Raw genomic sequence first — 23,255 nt, 5'->3', positions numbered from 1 at the left:
GATAAGCGACGATGTTGAGCATACTCTGGAGTTTTGTCGCCTTTATCGTGGCGCTCGGCGTGCTGATTACGGTGCACGAGTTCGGCCACTTCTGGGTGGCGCGTCGCTGCGGTGTCAAAGTAGAACGCTTCTCGATCGGTTTCGGCAAAGCCCTGTGGCGTCGCACTGACCGTCAGGGCACGGAATACGTGATCGCGCTGATTCCGCTCGGTGGCTACGTCAAAATGCTCGACGAGCGCGTTGAGAGCGTGCCCGCTGAGCTGCGTCATCAGGCCTTCAACAATAAAACCGTGCTGCAGCGTGCCTCAATCATTGCCGCCGGTCCCATCGCCAATTTCATCTTTGCCGTGTTCGCCTACTGGGTGGTGTTCATCCATGGGGTGCCGGGTGTTCGCCCGGTGGTCGGCGAAATTATGAGCGGTTCCGTCGCGGCAGAAGCGCAAATTACCTCCGGCATGGAACTTAAAGCGGTTGACGGTATCGAAACGCCTGACTGGGATGCTGTGCGCCTGGCGCTGATCGGTAAAATCGGCGACAGCAGCGCCACGCTGACCGTGTCACAGTTTGGTCAGCAGGCGACGCAGCAGAAGCAGCTCAATCTGCGTGACTGGCAATTTGAACCGGACAAACAGGACCCGGTGGTCGCTTTAGGCATTCGACCGCGCGGGCCGCAAATCGAAACCACGCTGGCAGAAGTGCAGGCGCGTTCACCGGCAAGTGCTGCCGGTTTGCAAGCCGGCGACAGGATCGTTAAAGTCGATGGTCAGCCATTAACGCAATGGCAGGTTTTTGCGGCTCAGGTTCGGGATAATCCTGGAAAAAACATGGCGCTGGAGGTTGAGCGTAACGGTGAACCGTTAACGCTGACGCTAACGCCGGAAGCGAAACCGGGCAACGCAGCGGAAGGTTTTGCCGGGGTAATCCCGCGTGTTATCCCGCTGCCGGATGAGTACAAAACGGTAAAACAGTACGGACCTTTCGCCGCGATTGGTGAAGCCGGTGTCAAAACCTGGCAACTGATGAAGCTGACGGTTTCGATGCTGGGCAAGTTGATAACCGGGGACGTCAAGCTGAATAACCTGAGCGGGCCAATTTCGATTGCGCAGGGTGCCGGATTATCAGCTGAATATGGGGTGATTTATTACCTGATGTTCCTCGCGCTGATTAGCGTCAACTTAGGGATCATCAATCTGTTCCCTCTGCCGGTTTTAGATGGTGGACATCTGCTCTTTCTGGCGATCGAAAAGATCAAAGGTGGACCGGTGTCCGAGCGAGTTCAGGACTTCAGTTATCGCATCGGCTCAATTTTGCTGGTGCTTTTAATGGGGCTTGCACTTTTCAATGATTTCTCTCGCCTGTAATCGCTGGAACGCAGACAGGCGCGGGATGTGTTAGGAAAACGCATAACAACGATGGCGATGAAAAAGTTGCTCATAGCGTCGCTGCTGTTTAGCAGCGCCACCGTTTACGGTGCAGACGATTTCGTAGTGAAGGACATTCATTTCGAAGGTCTACAGCGAGTCGCCGTCGGCGCGGCTCTGCTCAGCATGCCGGTACGCGTCGGTGATACGGTGAATGATGATGACATCAGAAACACCATTCGCTCACTGTTCGCTACCGGTAACTTTGAAGATGTCCAGGTTCTGCGTGACGGCACCACCCTGATTGTTCAGGTTAAGGAACGTCCGACCATTGCCAGCATCACCTTCTCCGGTAACAAAGCGGTGAAAGAGGATCAGCTGAAGGAGAACCTTGAGGCCTCCGGTGTGCGCGTCGGCGAAGCGCTTGACCGCACCACGCTCTCTTCCATCGAGAAGGGGCTGGAGGACTTTTACTACAGCGTCGGTAAATATACCGCCAGCGTCAAAGCCATCGCGACGCCGCTGCCGCGTAACCGTGTCGATCTGAAATTCGTCTTCCAGGAAGGCGTCTCGGCCAAGATCCAGCAGATCAACATTGTCGGCAACAAAGCGTTCAGCTCAGACGAACTGATCTCCCGCTTCCAGCTGCGCGATGAAGTGCCGTGGTGGAACGTGGTGGGCGATCGTAAATACCAGAAGCAGAAACTGGCGGGCGATCTCGAAACCCTGCGCAGCTTCTATCTGGATCGCGGTTATGCGCGTTTCAATATTGATTCCACGCAGGTGAGCCTGACGCCGGACAAGAAAGGCATCTACATCACCGTCAACATCACCGAAGGCGATCAGTACAAGATTGCCGGCGTGATCGTCAACGGCAGCATGGCGGGCCACTCGGCGGAAATTGAGCACCTGACGCAGATTCCTAACGGTGAGCTGTATAACGGCACCAAAGTCACCCAGATGGAAGATGACATCAAGAAGCTGCTGGGCCGTTATGGCTACGCCTATCCACGCGTGGTGACGCAGCCGGAAATCAACGATGCGGATAAAACCGTTAAGCTGCACATCAACGTTGATGCCGGTAACCGTTACTACGTGCGTAAAGTGCGTTTTGAAGGTAACGATACTTCGAAAGATGCCGTACTGCGCCGCGAAATGCGTCAGATGGAAGGCGCATGGCTGGGCAGCGACCTCGTCGATCAGGGCAAAGAGCGCCTGAACCGTACCGGTTACTTCGAAACCGTGGACGTTGATACCCAGCGCGTTCCGGGCTCGCCAGACCAGGTTGACGTGGTTTACAAAGTTAAAGAGCGTAACACCGGTACCTTCAACTTTGGTGTGGGTTACGGTACGGAGAGTGGCGTCAGCTTCCAGGTCGGCGTGACCCAGGAGAACTGGCTCGGCACCGGTAATACCGTCGGCATCAGCGGTACCAAGAACGACTACCAGACTTACGCAGAATTCTCACTCACCGATCCGTACTTCACGGTGGACGGTGTGAGCCTCGGCGGCCGCCTCTTCTACAACGACTTTAAAGCGGATGATGCTGATCTCTCCGACTACACCAACAAAAGTTACGGTGTGGACGGTACGCTCGGCTTCCCGGTTAACGAAAATAACACGCTGCGCGTCGGCTTAGGTTATGTGCACAACGACCTGTCCAACATGCGTCCGCAGGTGGCGATGTGGCGTTACCTTGACTCGGTGGGTCGTCATCAGGGGCTGAATGATGACGGTGATTTCTCTGCGGATGACTTCACCTTCAACTACGGCTGGACGTACAACACGCTCGATCGTGGTTTCTTCCCGACGCGCGGTAACCGTACCAACCTGAACGGTAAAGTGACCATCCCGGGCTCTGATAACTCGTTCTACAAAGCGACGCTGGACACCCAGCAGTACGTGCCGCTGAACCGTGATGGCACCTGGGTGGTGCTGGGTCGTGGCCGCGTTGGCTACGGTGACGGACTCGGTGGCAAAGAGATGCCGTTCTATGAGAACTTCTACGCCGGTGGTTCCAGCACCGTGCGTGGCTTCCAGTCCAACACCATTGGTCCGAAAGCCGCTTACCTGAACGATCGCTCGTCGAGCTGTAATCTGACCGATCCGGACGGCATCTGTAAGTCTGACGATGCGGTGGGCGGTAACGCCATGGCGATCGCCAGCCTTGAGCTGATTACGCCAACGCCGTTCCTGAGCGAGAAATATGCAAACTCAGTACGTACCTCGGTATTTATGGATGCCGGTACCGTCTGGGATACCAAGTGGCAGAACACCGCGGAAACCCGCGCGGCAGGCATTCCGGACTACAGCGACCCGAACAACATTCGCGTCTCTGCCGGTCTTGCGCTGCAGTGGATGTCGCCACTTGGACCACTGGTGTTCTCCTACGCACAGCCAGTGAAGAAAGTCGAGGGAGACAAAGCAGAACAGTTCCAGTTTAACATCGGTAAAACCTGGTAAGGTTCTGAGCACGGAAGCAGAGTCGTAGTACGGCATCGCGCCGGCGCCAGACGGGAGCCGGACGATGCCAACACTGTGTCGCTGACACAAACGTTGATGGTAAGGAGTTTATAGTGAAAAAGTTGTTGTGTGCCGCAGGTCTGGGTCTTGCTTTAGCGGTTTCCGCGGGCGTTCAGGCTGCTGACAAAATTGCAGTGGTAAACGTGTCCAGCATTTTCCAACAGTTACCGCAACGTGCGACCGTTGCTAAACAGCTGGAAAACGAATTCAAGGGCCGTGCCACTGAGCTGCAGAGCCAGGAGCGCGATCTGCAGACTAAAATGCAGAAACTGCAGCGTGATGGTTCAACCATGAAGGCCAGCGACCGCAGCCGCATGGAAAAAGACATCATGTCACAGCGCGAAGCATTCTCGACGAAAGCGCAGGCTTTCGATCAGGATAACCGCCGTCGTCAGATGGAAGAGCGTAACAAACTGCTGAGCCGTATTCAGGACGCAGTGAAGAAAGTGGCGGACAGCGAAGGGTATGACGTGGTAATCGACGCCAATGCCGTTGCCTATGCTTCTAACGCGAAAGACATTACTGCTGACGTGCTGAAACAGGTTAAATAATCGATGTCATCAATTCGACTGGCTGATTTAGCCCAGCAGTTGGATGCAGAATTGCACGGAGATGGCGATATCGCCATCTCCGGCATTGCTTCTATGCAATCCGCCACCCCTGGTCAAATCACTTTTCTTGCCAACAGCCGCTACCGCGAGCAGCTCGCACAGGTTCAGGCCTCAGCCGTGGTGCTGACGGAAGCGGATCTGGAGTGGTGTAAAACCGCCGCGCTGGTGGTGAAAAACCCTTACCTGACTTATGCCCGTATGGCACAACTGCTGGACACCACGCCGCAGCCCGCGCAAAATATCGCGCCCAGCGCCGTGATCGATCCGAGCGCGAAGCTGGGGAGCAATGTCTCGGTGGGCGCTAACGCGGTCATCGAGTCCGGCGTTGAGCTGGGTGATGACGTGGTGATTGGCGCCGGCTGCTTTGTCGGCAAGCGCTCGCGCATTGGCCGTGGTTCCCGTCTGTGGGCCAACGTTACGATTTATCATGAGATTCAGATTGGTCAGGATTGTCTGATTCAGTCTGGCACCGTGATTGGTGCCGATGGTTTCGGTTATGCTAACGACCGCGGCAACTGGGTGAAAATTCCTCAGCTGGGCACCGTGGTGATTGGCGATCGGGTAGAAATTGGTGCCTGTACTACGATCGATCGCGGTGCGCTGGATAACACTCTGATCGGCAATGGTGTTATCATAGACAACCAGTGTCAGATTGCGCATAACGTCGTGATTGGTGATAACACCGCGGTTGCCGGTGGTGTGATCATGGCGGGTAGTCTGAAGATTGGGCGTTACTGTATGATTGGCGGAGCCAGCGTCATTAACGGCCATATGGAAATCTGTGACAAAGTGACGGTAACCGGCATGGGCATGGTCATGCGTCCCATCACAGAGCCTGGGGTATACTCATCGGGTATCCCGCTGCAACCCAACAAAACCTGGCGTAAAACGGCAGCGCTGGTGATGAACATCGATGACATGAGCAAACGCTTAAAAGCCATCGAACGCAAGGTCGGCAAAGACGACTGAGCACATCCCGGCTCTACCCGCTTTCATAATAAAGCAGCGTACCTTCTTTCACCTCGGGGTTAACCAGAGTGCGGCAGCAGGTATCATGGTAAGCGAAACGCCACTGAACTGATTTGCGGCCTGCGAAAGATCATTTTGATCGGTGCAGGCCGTGTTATTGTTGCCATCAGATTTTTTAGGACAGGAAGAGTATTTTGACAACTGAAACGCATACTCTGAAAATTGAAGAGATTTTAGAACTGCTGCCGCACCGCTATCCGTTTTTGCTGGTTGACCGCGTGCTGGAATTTGAAGAGCATAAATATCTGCGTGCGGTAAAGAACGTTTCTGTTAATGAACCGTTTTTCCAGGGACACTTCCCTGGTAAACCGATTTTCCCAGGCGTTCTGATCCTGGAAGCGATGGCGCAGGCGACCGGTATTCTGGCGTTTAAAAGCGTTGGAAAACTGGAACCGGGCGAGCTGTACTATTTCGCCGGTATCGACGAAGCCCGTTTCAAGCGTCCGGTAGTGCCGGGCGACCAGATGATCATGGAAGTTACCTTCGAGAAGACCCGCCGTGGCCTGACGCGCTTCAAAGGCGTGGCAACCGTAGACGGTAAGATTGTCTGTGAAGCGACCATGATGTGTGCCCGTAGCCGGGAGGCATAATTAGTGATTGATTCAACCGCCAGCATCCATCCAACGTCCATCATTGAAGAAGGTGCGGTGATCGGCGCCAACGTCCAAATCGGTCCGTTTTGTGTTGTCGGAGCGAACGTGGAAATTGGCGAAGGCACGGTGCTGAAATCGCACGTGGTGGTGAATGGCCACACGCGTATCGGTAAAGATAACCAGATCTACCAGTTCGTTTCGATTGGCGAAGTGAATCAGGATCTGAAATATGCCGGTGAACCGACCCGCGTTGAAGTCGGCGATCGCAACCGCATCCGCGAGAGCGTCACCATTCATCGTGGCACCACGCAGGGTGGCGGCCTGACCAAAGTCGGCAGCGACAACCTGCTGATGGTCAATGCGCACATTGCCCATGACTGCGTGATCGGCAATCGCTGTATTCTGGCCAACAACGTAACGCTGGGCGGCCACGTTACCGTGGATGATTTTGCCATCATCGGCGGCGTGACGGCGGTGCACCAGTGGTGCACCATTGGTGCCCACGTGATGGTAGGCGGTTGTTCCGGCGTCGCGCAGGACGTGCCGCCGTACGTGATTGCGCAGGGCAACCATGCCACGCCGTTCGGTGTCAATATCGAAGGCCTGAAGCGTCGTGGCTTCAGCAAAGAAGCACTGCACGCCATTCGTAACGCGTACAAGCTGCTGTACCGCAGCGGTAAAACGCTGGATGAAGTGAAGCCGGAGATTGAAGAACTGGCCAAACTTCATAGCGAAGTGCAGCCTTTCTACGACTTCTTTGCCCGTTCTACCCGTGGATTGATTCGTTAATTCATGTCAGTGCGTCCCTTAACGATTGCCCTGGTCGCCGGAGAAACCTCCGGCGATATTCTTGGTGCCGGATTGATTCGTGCGCTGAAAGCGCGCCATCCTGACGCGCGCTTCGTTGGCGTTGCCGGTCCGCTGATGCAGGCCGAAGGCTGCGAAGCCTGGTACGAGATGGAAGAGCTGGCGGTAATGGGCATCGTTGAGGTGCTTGGCCGCCTGCGCCGTTTGCTGCACATCCGCAAGGATTTAACCCAGCGCTTTACCGAGCTGCGGCCGGATGTCTTCGTCGGCATCGATGCCCCGGATTTCAACATCACGCTGGAAGGCAACCTCAAGCGTGCCGGCATTCGCACCATTCATTACGTCAGTCCCTCCGTGTGGGCCTGGCGACAAAAGCGCGTGTTCAAAATTGGCCGCAACACCGATCTGGTGCTGGCGTTTCTGCCTTTTGAAAAAGCGTTTTACGATCGCTACAACGTGCCGTGCCGCTTTATCGGGCACACCATGGCCGATGCGATGCCGCTGCAGCCGGACAAACTGGCCGCGCGGCGTGAATTAGGCATCGCTGACGATGCGCTGTGCCTTGGCCTGCTGCCGGGCAGCCGCGGCGCGGAAGTGGAGATGCTCAGCGCCGATTTCCTGCGCGCTGCACAGCTGCTGCGCCAGCGCTATCCGGCGCTGGAGATCGTGGTGCCGCTGGTTAACGCGAAGCGGCGCGCGCAATTCGAGCAGATCAAAGCCAGCGTCGCGCCGGAATTGCCGATGCACCTGCTGGATGGCAAAGGGCGCCAGGCGATGATCGCCAGCGACGCGGCGATTCTGGCTTCCGGCACTGCCGCGCTGGAGTGCATGCTGGCGAAATGCCCGATGGTGGTGGGCTATCGTATGAAGCCGTTCACCTTCTGGCTGGCGAAGCGGCTGGTGAAAACCCCGTACGTTTCGCTGCCTAACCTGCTGGCCGGCCGTGAACTGGTGCAGGAGCTGCTGCAGGAGGAGTGCCAGCCTGCAGCGTTAGCCGCGGCGCTGGAGCCGCTGCTGCATGCCGGTCCGGAGCGTGACGCGCTGCTGGCCACTTTCACCCAATTGCATCAGCAGATTCGCTGGAACGCCGACGAACAGGCGGCGGATGCGGTACTGGAGATTGCCAATGGCTGAATTTATCTATCCTGACGCCCGGCTGATTGCCGGCGTTGATGAAGTCGGACGTGGCCCGCTGGTCGGTGCCGTGGTGACCGCCGCCGTGATCCTCGATCCGGCGCGGCCGATTGCCGGCCTGGCGGATTCCAAAAAGCTGTCTGAAAAGCGCCGCCTCGCGCTGTTTGATGAAATCAAAGAGAAAGCGCTGGCGTGGAGCCTGGGCCGCGCTGAACCGGAAGAGATTGATCAGCTGAACATCCTGCACGCCACCATGCTGGCGATGCAGCGCGCGGTTGCCGGTCTGCATATTGCACCGGATTTTGTCCTGATTGATGGCAACCGCTGTCCGGCGCTGCCGATGCCGTCGCAGGCAGTGGTGAAGGGCGATAGTCTGGTGCGGGAAATCAGCGCCGCCTCGATCATCGCCAAAGTCACGCGCGACCGTGAAATGGCCGAGCTGGATCTGCTGTTTCCGCAGTACGGTTTCGCCCAGCACAAAGGCTATCCGACCGCGCTGCACATGGAAAAACTGACGCAGTTTGGTGCCACACCTCACCACCGCCGCAGCTTTGCGCCGGTGCGTAACGCCCTGATTGATGCTGATGTGCTGGCCGCGCGCCAGCCGACTACGCTTTAATAGCCTGACGCTGTTTTAACCGGAAACTGATATGGCTGAACCTCGTTTTATACATCTGCGCGTACACAGCGATTACTCCATGGTCGATGGTCTGGCCAAGACCGGGCCGCTGGTAAAAAAGGCGGCCGCGCTCGGCATGCCAGCCATTGCCATCACCGACTACACCAACCTGTGCGGGCTGGTGCGCTTTTATGGCAGCGCGCATAGCGCCGGTATCAAACCGATCGTCGGGGCTGACTTCCAGGTGGCCAGCGAGTTAATGGGCGATGAGCTGACGCAGCTCACCGTGCTGGCGGCTAATAACACCGGTTACCAGAATCTGACGCTGCTGATTTCGCGCGCTTACCAGCGCGGTTACGGTATCGCCGGACCGATTATCGATCGCGACTGGCTACTGGAGCTGGGCGAAGGGTTGATTCTGCTGTCGGGCGGACGGCGCGGCGACGTCGGTCGCAGCCTGCTGCGCGGCAATAACGCGCTGGTGGCGCAGTGCCTGAGCTTCTATCAGCAGCATTTTCCTAACCGCTACTATCTGGAACTGACGCGCACCGGCCGGCCAGATGAAGAGGCCTATCTGCACGCCGCGGTTGAGCTGGCGATTGCTGAATCGGTGCCGGTGGTGGCCACCAATGAAGTCTGCTTCCTCAATGAAGAAGATTTTGATGCCCATGAAATCCGCGTGGCGATTCACGACGGCTACACGCTGGACGATCCTAAACGTCCGCGCAACTACAGTCCTCAGCAATATATGCGCAGCGAAGAGGAGATGTGCGAGCTGTTCTCGGACATCCCGGAAGCGCTGGAAAACAGCGTAGAGATTGCTAAGCGTTGTAACGTCACGGTGCGCCTCGGCGAATATTTCCTGCCGCAGTTCCCGACCGGCGACATGTCGACCGAAGATTTCCTGGTGATGAAGTCGCGCGAAGGGCTGGAGGAGCGCCTGGCGTTTCTCTTCCCGGATGAGCAGGTGCGTGCCGAACGCCGGCCGGAGTATGACGAGCGTCTCGACATTGAGCTCAACGTCATTAACCAGATGGGCTTCCCCGGCTACTTCCTGATCGTGATGGAGTTTATCCAGTGGTCGAAGGACAACGGCATTCCGGTCGGGCCGGGGCGTGGTTCCGGTGCCGGTTCACTGGTGGCCTATGCGCTGAAAATTACCGATCTCGATCCGCTGGAGTTTGACCTGCTGTTCGAACGTTTCCTTAACCCGGAACGTGTCTCGATGCCCGACTTTGACGTCGACTTCTGCATGGAAAAACGTGACCAGGTGATCGATCACGTGGCTGAGATGTACGGCCGCGATGCGGTGTCGCAGATTATCACCTTTGGTACCATGGCGGCGAAAGCGGTGATTCGTGACGTCGGCCGGGTGCTGGGTCATCCGTACGGCTTTGTTGATCGCATCTCGAAACTGATCCCGCCGGATCCCGGCATGACGCTGGAAAAAGCGTTCCAGGCGGAACCGCAGCTGCCGGAGATCTACGAAGCTGACGAAGAGGTCAAAGCGCTGATCGACATGGCGCGCAAGCTGGAAGGGGTCACGCGTAACGCCGGCAAGCACGCCGGTGGCGTAGTTATTGCACCGACCAAAATCACCGATTTTGCGCCGCTGTACTGCGATGAGAACGGCCAGTTCCCGGTCACCCAGTTCGATAAAAACGACGTGGAATACGCCGGACTGGTGAAGTTTGACTTCCTCGGCCTGCGCACGCTGACCATCATCGACTGGGCGCTGAAGATGATCAACCCGCGGCGTGAAAAGCAGGGTTTACCGCCGATCGATATCGCCGCCATCCCGCTGGATGACAAAAAAAGCTTCGACATGCTGCAACGCTCGGAAACCACCGCGGTGTTCCAGCTTGAATCGCGCGGCATGAAAGATCTGATCAAGCGCCTGAAGCCGGACTGCTTCGAAGATATGATCGCACTGGTGGCGCTGTTCCGTCCGGGGCCGCTGCAGTCGGGCATGGTCGATAACTTTATTGACCGTAAGCACGGCCGTGAAGCCATCTCTTACCCGGATATTCAGTGGCAGCATGAGAGCCTGAAGCCGGTGCTGGAGCCGACCTACGGCATCATCCTCTATCAGGAACAGGTGATGCAGATTGCCCAGGTGCTGTCCGGCTATACGCTGGGCGGCGCGGATATGCTGCGTCGTGCCATGGGTAAAAAGAAGCCGGAGGAGATGGCCAAGCAGCGTTCGGTGTTCCAGGATGGTGCTGAGAAGATGGGCATCAACGGCGAACTGTCGATGAAAATCTTCGATCTGGTGGAGAAGTTCGCAGGCTACGGCTTTAACAAGTCGCACTCTGCTGCTTATGCGCTGGTCTCCTATCAGACGCTGTGGCTGAAAGCACACTATCCGGCCGAGTTCATGGCGGCGGTGATGACCGCCGATATGGATAACACCGAGAAGGTGGTTGGACTGGTGGATGAGTGCTGGCGCATGGGGCTGAAAGTGCTGCCGCCAGACATTAACTCCGGGCTCTATCCGTTCCACGTCAACGATGACGGAGAGATCGTGTACGGCATCGGCGCCATCAAAGGCGTGGGTGAGGGGCCGATCGAAGCGATCCTCGAAGCGCGTAATCAGGGCGGCTACTTTAAAGAGCTGTTTGATCTCTGCGCGCGCACCGACACCAAAAAGATCAACCGTCGCGTGATGGAAAAACTGATCATGTCCGGCGCGTTCGATCGTCTTGGCCCGCACCGCGCGGCGCTGATGAGCGCGCTGGGGGACGCCCTGAAGGCGGCGGATCAGCATGCCAAAGCCGAAGCGACGGGACAGGCGGATATGTTCGGCGTGCTGGCCGAAGAGCCCGAGCAGGTTGAGCAATCTTATGCGGCCATTACGCCGTGGCCGGAACAGGTGCAGCTGGATGGCGAGCGTGAGACGCTCGGTCTGTATCTCACCGGCCATCCGATCAATCAGTATCTGAAAGAAATTGAGCGCTACGTTGGCGGCATGCGCCTGAAAGACATGCATCCAACAGAACGTGGTAAAGTGACCGTTGCGGCCGGGCTGGTGATTGCCGCCCGCGTCATGGTCACCAAGCGCGGCAACCGAATTGGTATCTGTACTCTTGACGACCGCTCTGGCCGTCTTGAGGTGATGTTATTTACCGATGCGTTAGATAAATACCAGCAGCTGCTGGAGAAGGACCGTATCCTGATCGTCAGTGGACAGGTCAGCTTTGATGACTTTAGCGGTGGGCTTAAAATGACCGCCCGGGAAGTCATGGACATCGACGAAGCGCGGGAAAAATACGCGCGCGGACTTGCTATCTCGCTGACGGACAGGCAAATTGATGACCAGCTTTTAAACCGTCTCCGCCAGTCTCTGGAGCCTCATCGCTCCGGGACCATTCCGGTGCATCTCTATTATCAGAGAGCAGATGCGCGGGCGAAGCTGCGCTTTGGTGCAGCGTGGCGTATTTCGCCCAGCGATCGTTTACTCAACGATTTGCGGTCGTTAGTAGGGTCGGAGCAGGTGGAACTGGAGTTTGACTAAAACAGGAACATTATGAGTCTTAATTACCTGGATTTTGAACAGCCAATCGCTGAACTGGAAGCGAAAATCGACTCGCTGAAATCGATTGGTCGTTCGGATGAGAAACACGATATTAATCTGGATGAGGAAGTGCAGCGTCTGCGCGAGAAAAGCGTCGAGCTGACCCGTAAAATCTTCTCCGATTTGGGTGCATGGCAGGTTGCGCAGCTGGCGCGCCATCCGCTGCGTCCTTATACGCTGGACTATGTCCGCAATGCGTTTGACGATTTTGACGAGCTGGCCGGTGACCGCGCCTATGCCGATGATAAAGCCATTGTCGGCGGCATCGCTCGTCTGGATGGGCGTCCGGTGATGGTCATTGGCCATCAGAAAGGCCGCGAAACCAAAGAGAAAATCCGGCGTAACTTCGGTATGCCAGCACCCGAGGGCTACCGTAAAGCACTGCGTCTGATGGAGATGGCCGAGCGCTTTAAGATGCCACTGATCACCTTCATCGACACGCCGGGTGCCTATCCGGGCGTGGGCGCGGAAGAGCGCGGTCAGTCTGAAGCGATTGCCCGCAACCTGCGCGAGATGTCCGGTTTGAAGATCCCGGTGATCTGTACCGTGATCGGCGAAGGCGGCTCCGGCGGCGCGCTGGCGATTGGCGTTGGCGATAAAGTGAATATGCTGCAGTACAGCACCTACTCGGTGATCTCACCGGAAGGCTGTGCGTCAATTCTGTGGAAGAGCGCCGACAAAGCGCCACTCGCCGCAGAAGCGATGGGCATCACCGCCGGGCGTCTGAAAGAGCTGAAGCTGATCGATTCGATCATCCCGGAACCGCTGGGCGGCGCGCACCGTCATCCGGTGGACATGGCGGCAGCGCTCAAGCAGCAGCTGCTGGCCGATCTGGCCGATCTCGATGTGCTGAGTACGGAAGAGCTGCTTAACCGCCGCTATCAGCGCCTGATGAGCTACGGCTACGCGTAAGCGCCGAAAAGTCTTCACAGAAGCGGACCCCGGTCCGCTTTTTTTATGCCTGTTTTCCGCGATCAGGCTTGAGTTCTCCGCTGGGTTGCCATTTATGGCGGTGCGCATTAAGGTACGACCGGGCACATGGGTAACAGATCAGACCGGGCACACAGGTAACACTTTTTGTGGTCAGTCGATCCGGATAATACGCTTTTCTGCCCGGTCATAATACGCAAGGATGAGCCTGTCGAAGAGGATGACGTCAATGCCGTCGTCCACTTCCAGGAACCGCACGTACTCGCCCCGTAACGCTGCGCTCAGGAAGGTCCGCCCGTTCAGCCTCAGGTCGCCTTTTTCACCGACTTTGTACAGCTTCGCCCCCTCCGGATAACCCACCTCCGGCACTTTTCCGTTCCATTTCCGCGCTGAAGGCGTCCATATTTTTGCGGGCGGCTGCTGCCCGTGTGCCTCATGCGGCTTTTCCTGATTGAACTCGTTCCGCCATCCGCTGCACCACGCCTGCTGCTCTGGCAGCGAGCCAAAGACGTCGTGATGGCTCATGGCGACCTTCAGCGACCGGTGCATCCGCTCGTGGCGGGCGTTCTGCCCCGGACAGCCCGGTGCGGTTCTTTCCGGCTGTATCCCCAGTTTTATCAGCCACACGCTCAGCTGCGTCAGCGCGAGGATGCCCGGCGCAACGAAGGGCGAGCCGTTGTCGGTGCGGATAACGTCGGGCAGCCCGCCTTCCAGGAAGGCCTTTTCCATGCAGCCGCGCACGAACACCGTGGTCTCCGACGTGCCCGGCTCGCAGGACAGCAGGTAGCGGCTGTGGTTATCGGTGAGCGTGAAGGGGCGGCACCAGCTGCCGTCTTTCAGGCGGAAGCGCCCTTTAAAATCAGCGCTCCAGACGTGGTTATTCCTCACGGGTGTCGTGAGACTGCGCAGGTTGCCCGGCGTTCGCTTACGCGGCGTCCGCGGCTGCACCATTCCCGCCGCCTTCAGCAGGTCGCCGATGGTGCTGGCGGCGGGCACGATGAAGTCAGCGCCGTTGCTGAGGAACCAGTGGCGGATTTTTTTTGGCCCCCAGTCGGGGTGCTGCTGGCGGAACTGAACAAGGCGCGCGGCGATGTCGGGGGCGATTTTATCGGGCTGGAGATGGCGGGCGCGGGAGAGATTTTCAAGCGAGGAGAGCTCGCCGGGGTTAAAGCGGCTGAGCCACTTGTAGCCGGTTTTGCGGCTGATGCCGTGGCGGTGACACAGCTGCGTCATGGATTCCCCGCCTGCCTGGCAGGCGAGGATGAATTCAAGGCGTTGCATGGTAACAGTCTCAGTCCAGGGCATAGTGAGTCTCCTCTGCTATGCCGTTTATAACTGTTACCCATGTGCCCGGTCTAAAGTGTTACCCATGTGGCCGGTTTGTACCTTAATGCGCACCCTACAAAATACCGACAATGATCCTGCAGGGGCACCATTTATGGCGACCTGATAAAACCGTGCAGTTACCCGGCAGGTGCGCCATTTATACCGGTGCGCATCAATGCGCACCCTGGGAAAAACCGGGCAGTAATCCTGTAGGGGCGCCATTCATGGCGACCTGAGATGCCTCGCTGACAAACATCAGGCCAACAACGGCGCTATTCCGGAACATTCACCCGCCACTTTTCGCTATCCTTATTCCGTGCCACAACACCACAGGAGGTGAGCATTGAATATTATTGCGATCATGGGACCGCACGGCGCGTTCTACAAAGATGAACCGATTCGTGAACTGGACGCGGCGCTGAAGCTGCAGGGTTTCCAGACCGTTTATCCCAACAATGCCAGCGACCTGCTGAAACTGATCGAACACAACCCGCGCGTCTGCGGAGTGATATTTGACTGGGACGACTACAGCCTGGCGCTGTGCAGCGACATCAATCAGCTTAACGAATCACTGCCGCTGTATGCCTTCATCAACACCCATTCGCAGATGGATGTCAGCATTAATGAAATGCGCATGGCGCTGCACTTCTTCGAATACGCGCTCAACGCCGCTGACGATATCGCGCTGCATATCCGGCAGTACACCGATGAGTACATCGACAAAATTATGCCGCCGCTGACCAAAGCGCTGTTCACCTACGTCAAAGAGGGGAAATACACCTTCTGCACGCCGGGCCACATGGGCGGCACGGCGTTTCAGAAAAGCCCGGTCGGCAGCCTGTTCTATGATTTCTTCGGCGCTAACACGCTGAAAGCGGATGTATCGATCTCGGTCACCGAACTGGGCTCGCTGCTCGATCACACCGGTCCGCACCTTGAAGCAGAAGAGTATGTGGCGCGCACCTTTGGCGCTGAACAGAGCTATATGGTTACCAACGGCACGTCGACTTCAAATAAAATCGTCGGAATGTACGCCGCACCGGCCGGCAGCACGGTACTGATTGACCGCAACTGCCACAAATCGCTGACCCATCTGCTGATGATGAGCGACATCATCCCCATCTGGCTCAAACCGACGCGCAACGCGCTGGGCATCCTGGGTGGCATCCCTAAGCGCGAATTCACCCGCGACAGCATTCAGCAGAAAGTTAACGCGACCCCGCGCGCCAGCTGGCCGGTGCATGCGGTGATCACCAACTCAACCTACGATGGTCTGCTGTATAACACGCAATACATCAAACAGACGCTGGACGTGCCGTCCATCCATTTCGATTCCGCCTGGGTGCCGTACACCAATTTTCACCCTATCTACAGCGGCAAAAGCGGCATGAGCGGCGAGCGTATTCCAGGCAAAGTGATCTATGAAACCCAGTCGACCCACAAACTGCTGGCGGCGTTCTCACAGGCGTCGCTGATTCACATCAAGGGCGATTACGATCACGACACCTTCAACGAAGCCTACATGATGCACACCACCACCTCGCCGAGCTACGCGATCGTCTCTTCGATTGAGACCGCGGCGGCGATGCTGCGCGGTAATCCGGGCCGGCGGCTGATTAATCGCTCGGTGGAGCGCGCGCTGCATTTTCGCCGCGAGATCCAGCGGCTGCGCGAAGAGTCTGACGGCTGGTTCTTTGATATCTGGCAGCCGGAGCAGGTGGATGAAGCCGAATGCTGGCCGATTCAGCCGGGCGACGAGGCGTGGCACGGCTTTACCCACGCCGATCGCGATCATATGTACCTTGATCCCATCAAAGTCACCATACTTACGCCGGGCATGAGCGAACTGGGCCAGATGGCGGAAGAGGGCATTCCGGCCGCGCTGGTGGCGAAATTCCTCGACCAGCGTGGCATCGTGGTGGAAAAGACCGGACCGTACAATTTGCTGTTCCTGTTCAGCATTGGCATCGATAAAACCAAAGCGATGAGCGTGCTGCGCGGACTGACGGAGTTCAAACGCGCCTACGATCTCAACCTGCGGGTAAAAAACATGCTGCCGGATCTGTATGCTGAAGATCCTGACTTCTACCGTAACATGCGCATCCAGACGCTGGCGCAGGGCATCCACCAGTTGATCCTGCAGCACGATCTGCCGCGTCTGATGCTGCGGGCATTCGACGTTCTGCCGGAGATGAAGATGACGCCGCACCAGGCGTTTCAGCGGCAGGTGCAGGGGCAGGTGGAAACCGTGGACATTCGCGAGCTGGTCGGGCGGATTTCAGCCAACATGATCCTGCCTTATCCGCCAGGCGTGCCGCTGGTGATGCCGGGCGAGATGATTACCGAACAGAGCCGGGCGGTGCTGGATTTCCTGCTGATGCTCTGTACCATCGGGCGGCACTATCCCGGCTTTGAAACGGATATTCACGGTGCCACGCTCACCGACGACGGTCGCTATCTGGTGCGCGTGCTGCGCGACGAACCTGTGCGCTAACTTCAGATAATTGCCTCTTTTCAGCGCCGCGCCGGGCACGTAGGCTAAGCGGCTCAGAATACTTTCGGAGCCGCTATGCTGCAGATAAAACAGATCCACCACATCGCCATTATTGCCACCGATTATCAGCGCAGTAAGGCGTTTTACTGCGACGTGCTGGGCTTTGAGCTGCTGGGTGAATACTATCGCGCTGAGCGCGATTCATGGAAAGGCGATCTTGGCCTTAATGGCGTCTATACCATTGAGCTGTTCTCATTTCCTGCGCCGCCGCCGCGCGTCAGCGGGCCGGAAGCGTGCGGGCTGCGCCATCTGGCGTTTTGTGTGGATGATGTCGAACAGTCGGTTGCCGCGCTGGCAGAAAAGGGCGTGGTGTGCGAGCCGATCCGCATCGATGCTCTCACCGGTAAAGCCTGTACTTTCTTCCCCGATCCGGACGGTTTGCCGCTGGAGCTGTATCAGGCGTAAAATAGCGCGCGCAGTGAGCCGCAATCCGGCGGTTCACCTCAACGGAATGCGTGCATGTCCTTTTCTCATCTTGCTGCGCTGCTGCCAGCCGATGCCCGCTGCGTGCTGGCATTCAGCGGCGGGCTCGATTCCAGCGTCCTGCTACATCAGTTAGTGAGCTGGCAACGCCAGCAGCCGCAGCTGCGCGTGCGCGCATTACATGTGCATCATGGTTTAAGCCCCAACGCCGATCGCTGGGCGGCGCACTGCCAGCAGCAGTGTCAGCAGTGGCACATTCCCTGCGAGGTGCTGCGCGTGCAGGTGGACGCTCGCGCCGGCGGGATCGAAGCCGCAGCCCGCACGGCGCGCTATCAGGCGTTATTTAGTCATCTGCAATCCGGTGAGTACTTACTTACTGCTCAGCACCTCGATGACCAGGCTGAAACGCTGCTGCTGGCGCTGAAACGCGGCAGCGGTCCGGCTGGTCTGGCGGCGATGCCGCAGCAGCGGCAGGTTAACGGCCACTGGCATCTGCGCCCATTGCTTAACCTCAGCCGTCAGCAGCTGGAAGCTTACGCTGTCGGGCACCAGCTGGTCTGGATTGACGATGAGAGCAACGTTGACCGCCGCTACGATCGCAATTTTCTGCGTCAGGACGTGCTGCCGCTGTTGCAGGCGCGCTGGCCGCACTTCAGCGCTGCCAGTGCCCGCAGCGCGGCGCTGTGCGGCGAGCAGGAGCAACTGCTGGATGAGCTGCTCAGCGAGCAGTTAGCGCAGCTGACCGATGCACAAGGCGCGCTGCACTTTCCGCCGCTGCTGGCCTGTAGCGAAGTGCGGCGGCATGCGCTGCTGCGTCGCTGGATTGGCGAACATGGTGGCGCCATGCCCGCGCGCGACGCGCTGCAGCGCATTACCGATGAGGTGATGCACAGCCGCGAAGATGCGCAGCCGTGTCTGCGTTTTGGCACGCATGAACTGCGGCGCTACCGGGAACGGCTCTACTGGCTGCCGCGACAGCACTCGCTGAGTCAGCACTCGCTAACCTGGCAGCCGCTGACGCAGCCATTAATTTTGCCTGATGGACTGGGCGAGCTGCACGCCAGTCCGGCGCTGGCGGAACTGCGCCCGCCGGCGGCGGGTGAGCAGGTTAGTGTGCGCTTTCAGGCGCACGGCTATCACCATATTGTCGGCCGGGCTGGTGGTCGCGAAATGAAAAAGCTGTGGCAGGAGCTGGGTGTGCCGCCGTGGCAGCGCGAACGCATTCCGTTGATTTACTACAACCAGACGCTGATTGCTGCGCCGGGGCTGTTTGTCACCCGCGCCGGCGCGGCGGGCGACACGCAAGGCTGGCAGGCGATCTGGTCAACACCCTAAAAAGGAACAGCAATGATGAAACAGTGGATTGTCGCGGCGCTACTGGCTGCTGCGCTGCCGGCGTTTGCGCAGGGCGACGTCAGGGCTGGCGCGCAGAAAGCCGCCAGCTGTATGGCGTGCCATGGCGCTGAAGGTAAGAGCGCGGTGCCGCTTTACCCTAATCTGGCCGGGCAGCATGCGCCCTACCTGCTGCATTCGCTGCAGGCCTACAAAAAGGGCGAGCGCAGTGGCGGTCAGGCAGAGGTGATGAAAGCCTTTGTTGCCGGGTTGAGCGATCAGGATATGGATGATTTAGCGGCGTACTACGCTTCGCTGCAGCCTTAAGCGAGGTGGGCGGGAACAGCTTTCCCGCCCGGGGAGAGATTATTCGTCTTCGCTGACGATAACGGTGCCCAGCTCAGGATGGCTGAAGCTGGCGATGTGGTCGAGACGCAGCTCGCGCGTTTCACCGGAGAGGTCGACCGCAAGATACTCGACGTTTTTACGTGAGACCATGTCCACGGCTTTCGCTTTCACCTGGTCGCCGTTTTTGAGCTCCAGCGACAGCGTCCAGTGTTTGGTACAGGCGAGCTCGAGGTTGTCGTAGTCATCACAGTTGATGGGTTTGTAGGCTTCATTCGTCAACATAGTCGCTCACCAATAGGTTTGCAGCGGCATACGCTGCCTGTTCCCTGAAAGAAGAGTTTAGCGCAGAATTAGCGGCAATATCATTGAGTGCTTTCAGTGCGCATCCGATCGCGTCTGGCACATACCCCAGGTCGCCGCTGCCAATCCCGGCATACTTCTGGCGAACTAACTCACAATACTTTTGCACATACACCTCCTCAGCAGAGCATCAATACTCTGGTTGATATGCGACTATATCACAGGGGTTCGCTGGAAATCAGCCAGGGGGCGCAGGGAAGGTGGCAAAGAAAGGGCAAAAAGTGACAGCCAGCACTGGTCTCAGCCAGCCTGGCGGCGCACAAAAGGTTAAGTTGATGAACAGGTTATTTCCGGATACAACCGCGCTGATAACGGCAGGTGGCAGATGATTGTGCTGTCACGTAGTGTTTCAATTGCGGACAATGAAGTGGAGCTCAGTGCCATTCGCGCTCAGGGCGCGGGCGGCCAGCACGTCAATAAGACGTCGACCGCTATCCATCTGCGTTTCGATATTCACGCCTCGTCGCTACCGCCGTTTTATAAACAGCGGCTGCTGGAGGCGAACCACCATTTGATCAGCGCCGATGGCGTGGTGATTATCAAAGCGCAGGAGTATCGCAGCCAGGAGATGAACCGTGAAGCGGCGCTGCAGCGGCTAATCAACCTGATACGCGAGCTGACGACGGTGGAGAAAGTGCGCCGGGCGACGCGCCCGACGCGGGCGTCCAGAGAGCGGCGGCTGGAAGGTAAATCACGACGCAGCAATGTGAAGGCGCTGCGCGGCAAGCTACGCTAAAAAAAACGCCTCCGGCAGGAGGCGTCAGGGGATTACTTGTTGAGGGCGCGGCTGAGGAAGTCGACGATGTCGTGCTGCTTGATCATCTGCTTCTCGCTGGCGGCGCGGGCTTTGTACTCGATCTCCTGGTTATCCAGGTTGCGATCGCCAATCACGATAGTGTGCGGTACGCCGATCAGTTCCATATCGGCGAACATCACGCCCGGACGCTCTTTACGATCGTCAAGAATGACATCGATGCCTTTGGCGCGCAGCTCGTTGTACAGCTGTTCCGCCAGCTCTTTCACGCGGAAGGATTTGTGCATGTTCATCGGCAGAATCGCCACTTCGAACGGTGCCAGCGCCGCTGGCCAGATAATCCCGCGCTCGTCGTGGTTCTGTTCGATAGCCGCCGCCACGACGCGGGTGATACCGATACCGTAGCAGCCCATGGTCATGATCTGGTTGCGACCATCTTCACCCTGTACCGCTGCTTTCATCGCGTCCGAATATTTGGTGCCGAGCTGGAAGATGTGGCCGACTTCAATGCCGCGCTTAATCATCAGCACGCCTTTGCCATCCGGGCTCGGATCGCCTTCTACCACGTTACGAATATCTTCTACGCGTGCTTCTGGCAGATCGCGGCCCCAGTTGATGCCGGCATAGTGCTGGCCATCAATGTTGGCGCCTGCCGCGAAGTCACTCATTTTTGCCACGGTGCGGTCAGCAATCACCGGGATGGTCAGACCGACCGGACCGAGAGAGCCAAAACCGGCACCGATGGCGGCGCGAATCTCTTCCTCGCTGCCCATTTCCAGTGGCGCGGCCACAATGTCCAGATGCTCGGCTTTGATTTCGTTGAGCTCGTGGTCGCCGCGTAACAGCAGCGCAACCAGCGAATGACCGCTCTCTTCGCTGGCTTTCACAATCAGCGTTTTCACCGTTTTTTCTACCGGGATCTGATGCTGTTCGACCAGCTCGGCGATGGTTTTCGCGTTTGGCGTAGCGAACTGCGTCAGCGCCTGCGTTGCCGCCGGGCGCTCACCGGCAGGTGCCAGCGCTTCGGCTTTCTCAATGTTGGCCGCGTAATCGGACTCGCTGGAGAAGATCACATCATCTTCACCACTCTGCGCCAGCACCTGGAATTCATGCGAGCCGCTGCCGCCAATCGAACCGGTATCGGCCTGCACGGCACGGAAATCCAGCCCCATGCGGCTGAAGCTCTGGCTGTAGGCGCGGTACATCGCATCGTAAGTTTCCTGCAGCGACTCCTGCGAGGTGTGGAACGAATACGCATCCTTCATGATGAATTCGCGCGAACGCATCACGCCAAAACGCGGGCGTACTTCATCACGGAATTTGGTCTGGATCTGATAGACGTTGAGCGGCAGCTGCTTATAGGAGCTCAGTTCGTTGCGGATCAGGTCGGTGACCACTTCTTCATGGGTCGGACCCAGCACAAACGGACGTTCGTGGCGGTCTTTAATGCGCAGCAGCTCCGGGCCGTACTGCTCCCAGCGACCGCTCTCTTCCCACAGATCGGCTGGCTGAACCACCGGCATTGAGATCTCAATCGCACCGGCGTTGTTCATCTCTTCGCGCACGATGTTTTCAACTTTTCGCAGCACGCGAATACCGGTCGGCAGCCAGGTATAGAGACCGGAAGCCAGTTTGCGGATCATACCGGCGCGCAGCATCAGCTGGTGGCTGATCACTTCAGCATCGGAAGGCGTCTCCTTCAGGGTGGAGAGCAGATATTGAGTAGTACGCATTAATTTACGATTCCAGTTGTACGGAAGGATACGAACAAAAAATTTGCTGGCGGCTAGTGTACCAGCGAGATCCGTCACTCAAAAGCTTGTTTTAGCGCGGATCGAGCGCGATCACCTCGGTTCCCGCCGCGTCAATGCGCCAGCGCACATTAAAGTCGAGCAGCCAGGCGGCATATTCACGGCCAGGGCTTTCACCTTTGCGATAAGCCGGGCGCGGATCCTGCGCCAGCACTTCAGTGATAAAGCGCGCCAGCTGCGGGTAGTGGCGTTGCTGCTGTTGCAACTGCTGCTGCGCCTGCGCGGAGAAACGCACCGGCATGCTGGCGTCGGGCGCGCTCTGGGCGAAACCCGCGCGCGCCTCAGGCAGCGCTTCGGCGAAGGGCAGGTAAGGCTTGATATCCACCACAGGGGTGCCGTCCACCAAATCGAGGCTGCCTAATTGCAGAATCACCTGTTGCTGCTCGCAGCGGATGCCTTTGAGCTCAACCAGCGACATGCCGATAGGATTGGGGCGAAAGGTCGAGCGGGTGGCAAATACGCCCATGCGGGCATTACCGCCGAGGCGCGGCGGGCGTACGGTTGGGCGCCAGCCGCCGGCCATGGTCTGGTGAAAGACGAACAGCACCCACAAATGGCTGAATGCCTCCAGTCCACGCACCGCTTCAGGCTGATTGTACGGCGCCAGCAGATGCAGTTCGCCACCGCCGTCCTGCACCAGACCTGGCTGGCGCGGTACGGCAAATTTCTCTTTCCACGGCGAACGGATCACGCCGATTTGCGCAAAGGCAAATTCACTCATTGATTGGAGACTTTCAGCGCGGAACCCTGGCATACCGCCTGGCGATAGCAGCCTGGCGTGCTGGAGACAATTTCACACTTGTGCAGCAGCACGGCGTTGGCTTTCATGCCAGCCGCTTTAATCTGCAGGCGTTTACGCGCGGTGTTGAGGTTCGGCGGCGAGTCCTGGGTGCTGCTCTGGCAATCATCACCCGACACTTCGCCCAGATCGCGGAACGGATTGCTGACCAGATCGGTCGCATCGGTATAGATCTTCACCGGGGCCGGACGCGCAGCCGGTTTGCGCTGAGGTTCGCTGGTTGATTGCTGCGGGCGAGACGGAGCACTGCTTATTGGGTGATATTCACGCACGCACCCGGTCAGCATCAATGCCAACAAGCAGAGCGGTAAAAAACGCATGGCAACATCCTCATGTAATAAAAAGTGGCGTTATTGAAACAAGGACG

Annotated in this window: 21 protein-coding genes; 15 read left to right on the top strand and 6 right to left on the bottom strand. The window is 57.9% G+C overall.

What is annotated here, in order from left to right; all coding sequences use genetic code 11:
- Positions 1 to 11: 11 nt before the first annotated feature.
- From rseP to accA, 10 genes are all read left to right on the top strand, one after another.
- Positions 12 to 1,361, top strand: coding sequence for a sigma E protease regulator RseP (gene rseP / locus E7738_RS10370; protein WP_058759530.1), 1,350 nt, complete (start codon positions 12 to 14; stop codon positions 1,359 to 1,361).
- Positions 1,362 to 1,412: 51 nt separating this feature from the next.
- Positions 1,413 to 3,824, top strand: coding sequence for an outer membrane protein assembly factor BamA (gene bamA / locus E7738_RS10365; protein WP_021507483.1), 2,412 nt, complete (start codon positions 1,413 to 1,415; stop codon positions 3,822 to 3,824).
- 113 nt (positions 3,825 to 3,937) lie between these two features.
- On the top strand, positions 3,938 to 4,435 hold the full coding sequence (skp, locus tag E7738_RS10360; RefSeq protein WP_021507482.1) for a molecular chaperone Skp: 498 nt from the start codon (positions 3,938 to 3,940) through the stop codon (positions 4,433 to 4,435).
- A 3-nt stretch (positions 4,436 to 4,438) separates the two neighbouring features.
- Positions 4,439 to 5,464 (top strand): UDP-3-O-(3-hydroxymyristoyl)glucosamine N-acyltransferase, encoded by a 1,026-nt coding sequence (gene lpxD / locus E7738_RS10355; protein WP_394515598.1) that lies wholly within the window; start codon positions 4,439 to 4,441, stop codon positions 5,462 to 5,464.
- Between the two features lie 194 nt (positions 5,465 to 5,658).
- A complete protein-coding gene (gene fabZ / locus E7738_RS10350) occupies positions 5,659 to 6,114 on the top strand; it encodes a 3-hydroxyacyl-ACP dehydratase FabZ (protein WP_013507953.1) in 456 nt (151 codons plus the stop codon).
- A gap of 3 nt (positions 6,115 to 6,117) precedes the next feature.
- Complete coding sequence (lpxA, locus tag E7738_RS10345; RefSeq protein WP_021507480.1) at positions 6,118 to 6,906, top strand: acyl-ACP--UDP-N-acetylglucosamine O-acyltransferase; 789 nt, start codon at positions 6,118 to 6,120, stop codon at positions 6,904 to 6,906.
- A 3-nt stretch (positions 6,907 to 6,909) separates the two neighbouring features.
- Complete coding sequence (lpxB, locus tag E7738_RS10340) at positions 6,910 to 8,058, top strand: lipid-A-disaccharide synthase (protein ID WP_058759532.1); 1,149 nt, start codon at positions 6,910 to 6,912, stop codon at positions 8,056 to 8,058.
- Positions 8,051 to 8,677 carry a ribonuclease HII gene (rnhB, locus tag E7738_RS10335; RefSeq protein WP_058759533.1) on the top strand — a complete coding sequence of 209 codons (627 nt, stop codon included), beginning with the start codon at positions 8,051 to 8,053 and terminating at the stop codon, positions 8,675 to 8,677. The genes lpxB and rnhB overlap by 8 nt, the downstream gene beginning before the upstream one ends.
- A gap of 31 nt (positions 8,678 to 8,708) precedes the next feature.
- Complete coding sequence (gene dnaE / locus E7738_RS10330) at positions 8,709 to 12,191, top strand: DNA polymerase III subunit alpha (protein ID WP_394515597.1); 3,483 nt, start codon at positions 8,709 to 8,711, stop codon at positions 12,189 to 12,191.
- Between the two features lie 12 nt (positions 12,192 to 12,203).
- On the top strand, positions 12,204 to 13,163 hold the full coding sequence (accA, locus tag E7738_RS10325) for an acetyl-CoA carboxylase carboxyl transferase subunit alpha (protein ID WP_021507476.1): 960 nt from the start codon (positions 12,204 to 12,206) through the stop codon (positions 13,161 to 13,163).
- Between the two features lie 171 nt (positions 13,164 to 13,334).
- Here the strand turns inward: accA and E7738_RS10320 are convergent, their stop codons facing one another.
- On the bottom strand, positions 13,335 to 14,462 hold the full coding sequence (locus tag E7738_RS10320) for a DDE-type integrase/transposase/recombinase (RefSeq protein ID WP_394515596.1): 1,128 nt from the start codon (positions 14,460 to 14,462) through the stop codon (positions 13,335 to 13,337).
- A gap of 388 nt (positions 14,463 to 14,850) precedes the next feature.
- Between E7738_RS10320 and E7738_RS10315 the strand changes: the two genes are divergently transcribed.
- The 4 genes from E7738_RS10315 (at position 14,851) to E7738_RS10300 (ending at position 19,143) form a co-directional block, all read left to right on the top strand.
- Positions 14,851 to 17,001 carry a lysine decarboxylase LdcC gene (locus E7738_RS10315; RefSeq protein WP_059010415.1) on the top strand — a complete coding sequence of 717 codons (2,151 nt, stop codon included), beginning with the start codon at positions 14,851 to 14,853 and terminating at the stop codon, positions 16,999 to 17,001.
- Positions 17,002 to 17,076: 75 nt separating this feature from the next.
- Entirely contained in the window at positions 17,077 to 17,466 is a 390-nt protein-coding gene (locus E7738_RS10310; protein WP_058770579.1) for a VOC family protein, read from the top strand.
- Between the two features lie 54 nt (positions 17,467 to 17,520).
- A complete protein-coding gene (gene tilS, locus E7738_RS10305; protein ID WP_394515595.1) occupies positions 17,521 to 18,819 on the top strand; it encodes a tRNA lysidine(34) synthetase TilS in 1,299 nt (432 codons plus the stop codon).
- A gap of 15 nt (positions 18,820 to 18,834) precedes the next feature.
- Positions 18,835 to 19,143, top strand: a complete 309-nt coding sequence (locus tag E7738_RS10300) for a c-type cytochrome (RefSeq protein ID WP_058780481.1) — start codon at positions 18,835 to 18,837, stop codon at positions 19,141 to 19,143.
- 39 nt (positions 19,144 to 19,182) lie between these two features.
- Here E7738_RS10300 and rof read toward each other — a convergent pair whose 3' ends face one another.
- Positions 19,183 to 19,446, bottom strand: a complete 264-nt coding sequence (rof, locus tag E7738_RS10295) for a Rho-binding antiterminator (RefSeq protein ID WP_394515594.1) — start codon at positions 19,444 to 19,446, stop codon at positions 19,183 to 19,185.
- The gene (locus E7738_RS10290; protein ID WP_394515593.1) at positions 19,433 to 19,633 is read right to left on the bottom strand and encodes a YaeP family protein; all 201 of its coding nucleotides are present in this window, start codon (positions 19,631 to 19,633) and stop codon (positions 19,433 to 19,435) included. Before E7738_RS10290 ends, rof begins: the two co-directional genes overlap by 14 nt.
- Before the next feature lie 216 nt (positions 19,634 to 19,849).
- Here E7738_RS10290 and arfB point away from each other — a divergent pair, with 216 nt between their 5' ends.
- Positions 19,850 to 20,260: an alternative ribosome rescue aminoacyl-tRNA hydrolase ArfB gene (arfB, locus tag E7738_RS10285; RefSeq protein WP_021507469.1), complete on the top strand. Its 411-nt coding sequence runs from the start codon at positions 19,850 to 19,852 to the stop codon at positions 20,258 to 20,260.
- Between the two features lie 32 nt (positions 20,261 to 20,292).
- On the opposite strand, the gene proS is transcribed toward arfB, so the two are convergent.
- The 3 genes from proS to rcsF form a co-directional block, all read right to left on the bottom strand.
- A complete protein-coding gene (gene proS, locus E7738_RS10280; RefSeq protein ID WP_058759538.1) occupies positions 20,293 to 22,011 on the bottom strand; it encodes a proline--tRNA ligase in 1,719 nt (572 codons plus the stop codon).
- 91 nt (positions 22,012 to 22,102) lie between these two features.
- On the bottom strand, positions 22,103 to 22,810 hold the full coding sequence (gene tsaA / locus E7738_RS10275; protein WP_058774790.1) for a tRNA (N6-threonylcarbamoyladenosine(37)-N6)-methyltransferase TrmO: 708 nt from the start codon (positions 22,808 to 22,810) through the stop codon (positions 22,103 to 22,105).
- A complete protein-coding gene (gene rcsF, locus E7738_RS10270) occupies positions 22,807 to 23,208 on the bottom strand; it encodes an Rcs stress response system protein RcsF (protein ID WP_021507466.1) in 402 nt (133 codons plus the stop codon). Before rcsF ends, tsaA begins: the two co-directional genes overlap by 4 nt.
- Between the last annotated feature and the right edge of the window lie 47 nt (positions 23,209 to 23,255).

The sequence above is a fragment of the Pantoea sp. SGAir0430 genome (assembly GCF_043549295.1).
The sequence above is the reverse complement of the archived record's forward strand: the minus strand, read 5'-3'. Positions and strand labels throughout refer to the sequence as shown.

What these genes read in the sequence shown, in the direction of transcription:
- lpxB (WP_058759532.1), top strand. Translation starts at nt 6,910, where the DNA reads ATGTCAGTGCGTCCCTTAACGATTGCCCTGGTCGCCGGAGAAACCTCC.
- tsaA (WP_058774790.1), bottom strand. Translation starts at nt 22,810, where the DNA reads ATGAGTGAATTTGCCTTTGCGCAAATCGGCGTGATCCGTTCGCCGTGG.
- arfB (WP_021507469.1), top strand. Translation starts at nt 19,850, where the DNA reads ATGATTGTGCTGTCACGTAGTGTTTCAATTGCGGACAATGAAGTGGAG.
- rof (WP_394515594.1), bottom strand. Translation starts at nt 19,446, where the DNA reads ATGTTGACGAATGAAGCCTACAAACCCATCAACTGTGATGACTACGAC.
- rcsF (WP_021507466.1), bottom strand. Translation starts at nt 23,208, where the DNA reads ATGCGTTTTTTACCGCTCTGCTTGTTGGCATTGATGCTGACCGGGTGC.
- tilS (WP_394515595.1), top strand. Translation starts at nt 17,521, where the DNA reads ATGTCCTTTTCTCATCTTGCTGCGCTGCTGCCAGCCGATGCCCGCTGC.
- proS (WP_058759538.1), bottom strand. Translation starts at nt 22,011, where the DNA reads ATGCGTACTACTCAATATCTGCTCTCCACCCTGAAGGAGACGCCTTCC.
- lpxD (WP_394515598.1), top strand. Translation starts at nt 4,439, where the DNA reads ATGTCATCAATTCGACTGGCTGATTTAGCCCAGCAGTTGGATGCAGAA.
- dnaE (WP_394515597.1), top strand. Translation starts at nt 8,709, where the DNA reads ATGGCTGAACCTCGTTTTATACATCTGCGCGTACACAGCGATTACTCC.
- bamA (WP_021507483.1), top strand. Translation starts at nt 1,413, where the DNA reads ATGGCGATGAAAAAGTTGCTCATAGCGTCGCTGCTGTTTAGCAGCGCC.
- rseP (WP_058759530.1), top strand. Translation starts at nt 12, where the DNA reads ATGTTGAGCATACTCTGGAGTTTTGTCGCCTTTATCGTGGCGCTCGGC.
- E7738_RS10310 (WP_058770579.1), top strand. Translation starts at nt 17,077, where the DNA reads ATGCTGCAGATAAAACAGATCCACCACATCGCCATTATTGCCACCGAT.
- E7738_RS10320 (WP_394515596.1), bottom strand. Translation starts at nt 14,462, where the DNA reads ATGCAACGCCTTGAATTCATCCTCGCCTGCCAGGCAGGCGGGGAATCC.
- accA (WP_021507476.1), top strand. Translation starts at nt 12,204, where the DNA reads ATGAGTCTTAATTACCTGGATTTTGAACAGCCAATCGCTGAACTGGAA.
- rnhB (WP_058759533.1), top strand. Translation starts at nt 8,051, where the DNA reads ATGGCTGAATTTATCTATCCTGACGCCCGGCTGATTGCCGGCGTTGAT.
- E7738_RS10300 (WP_058780481.1), top strand. Translation starts at nt 18,835, where the DNA reads ATGAAACAGTGGATTGTCGCGGCGCTACTGGCTGCTGCGCTGCCGGCG.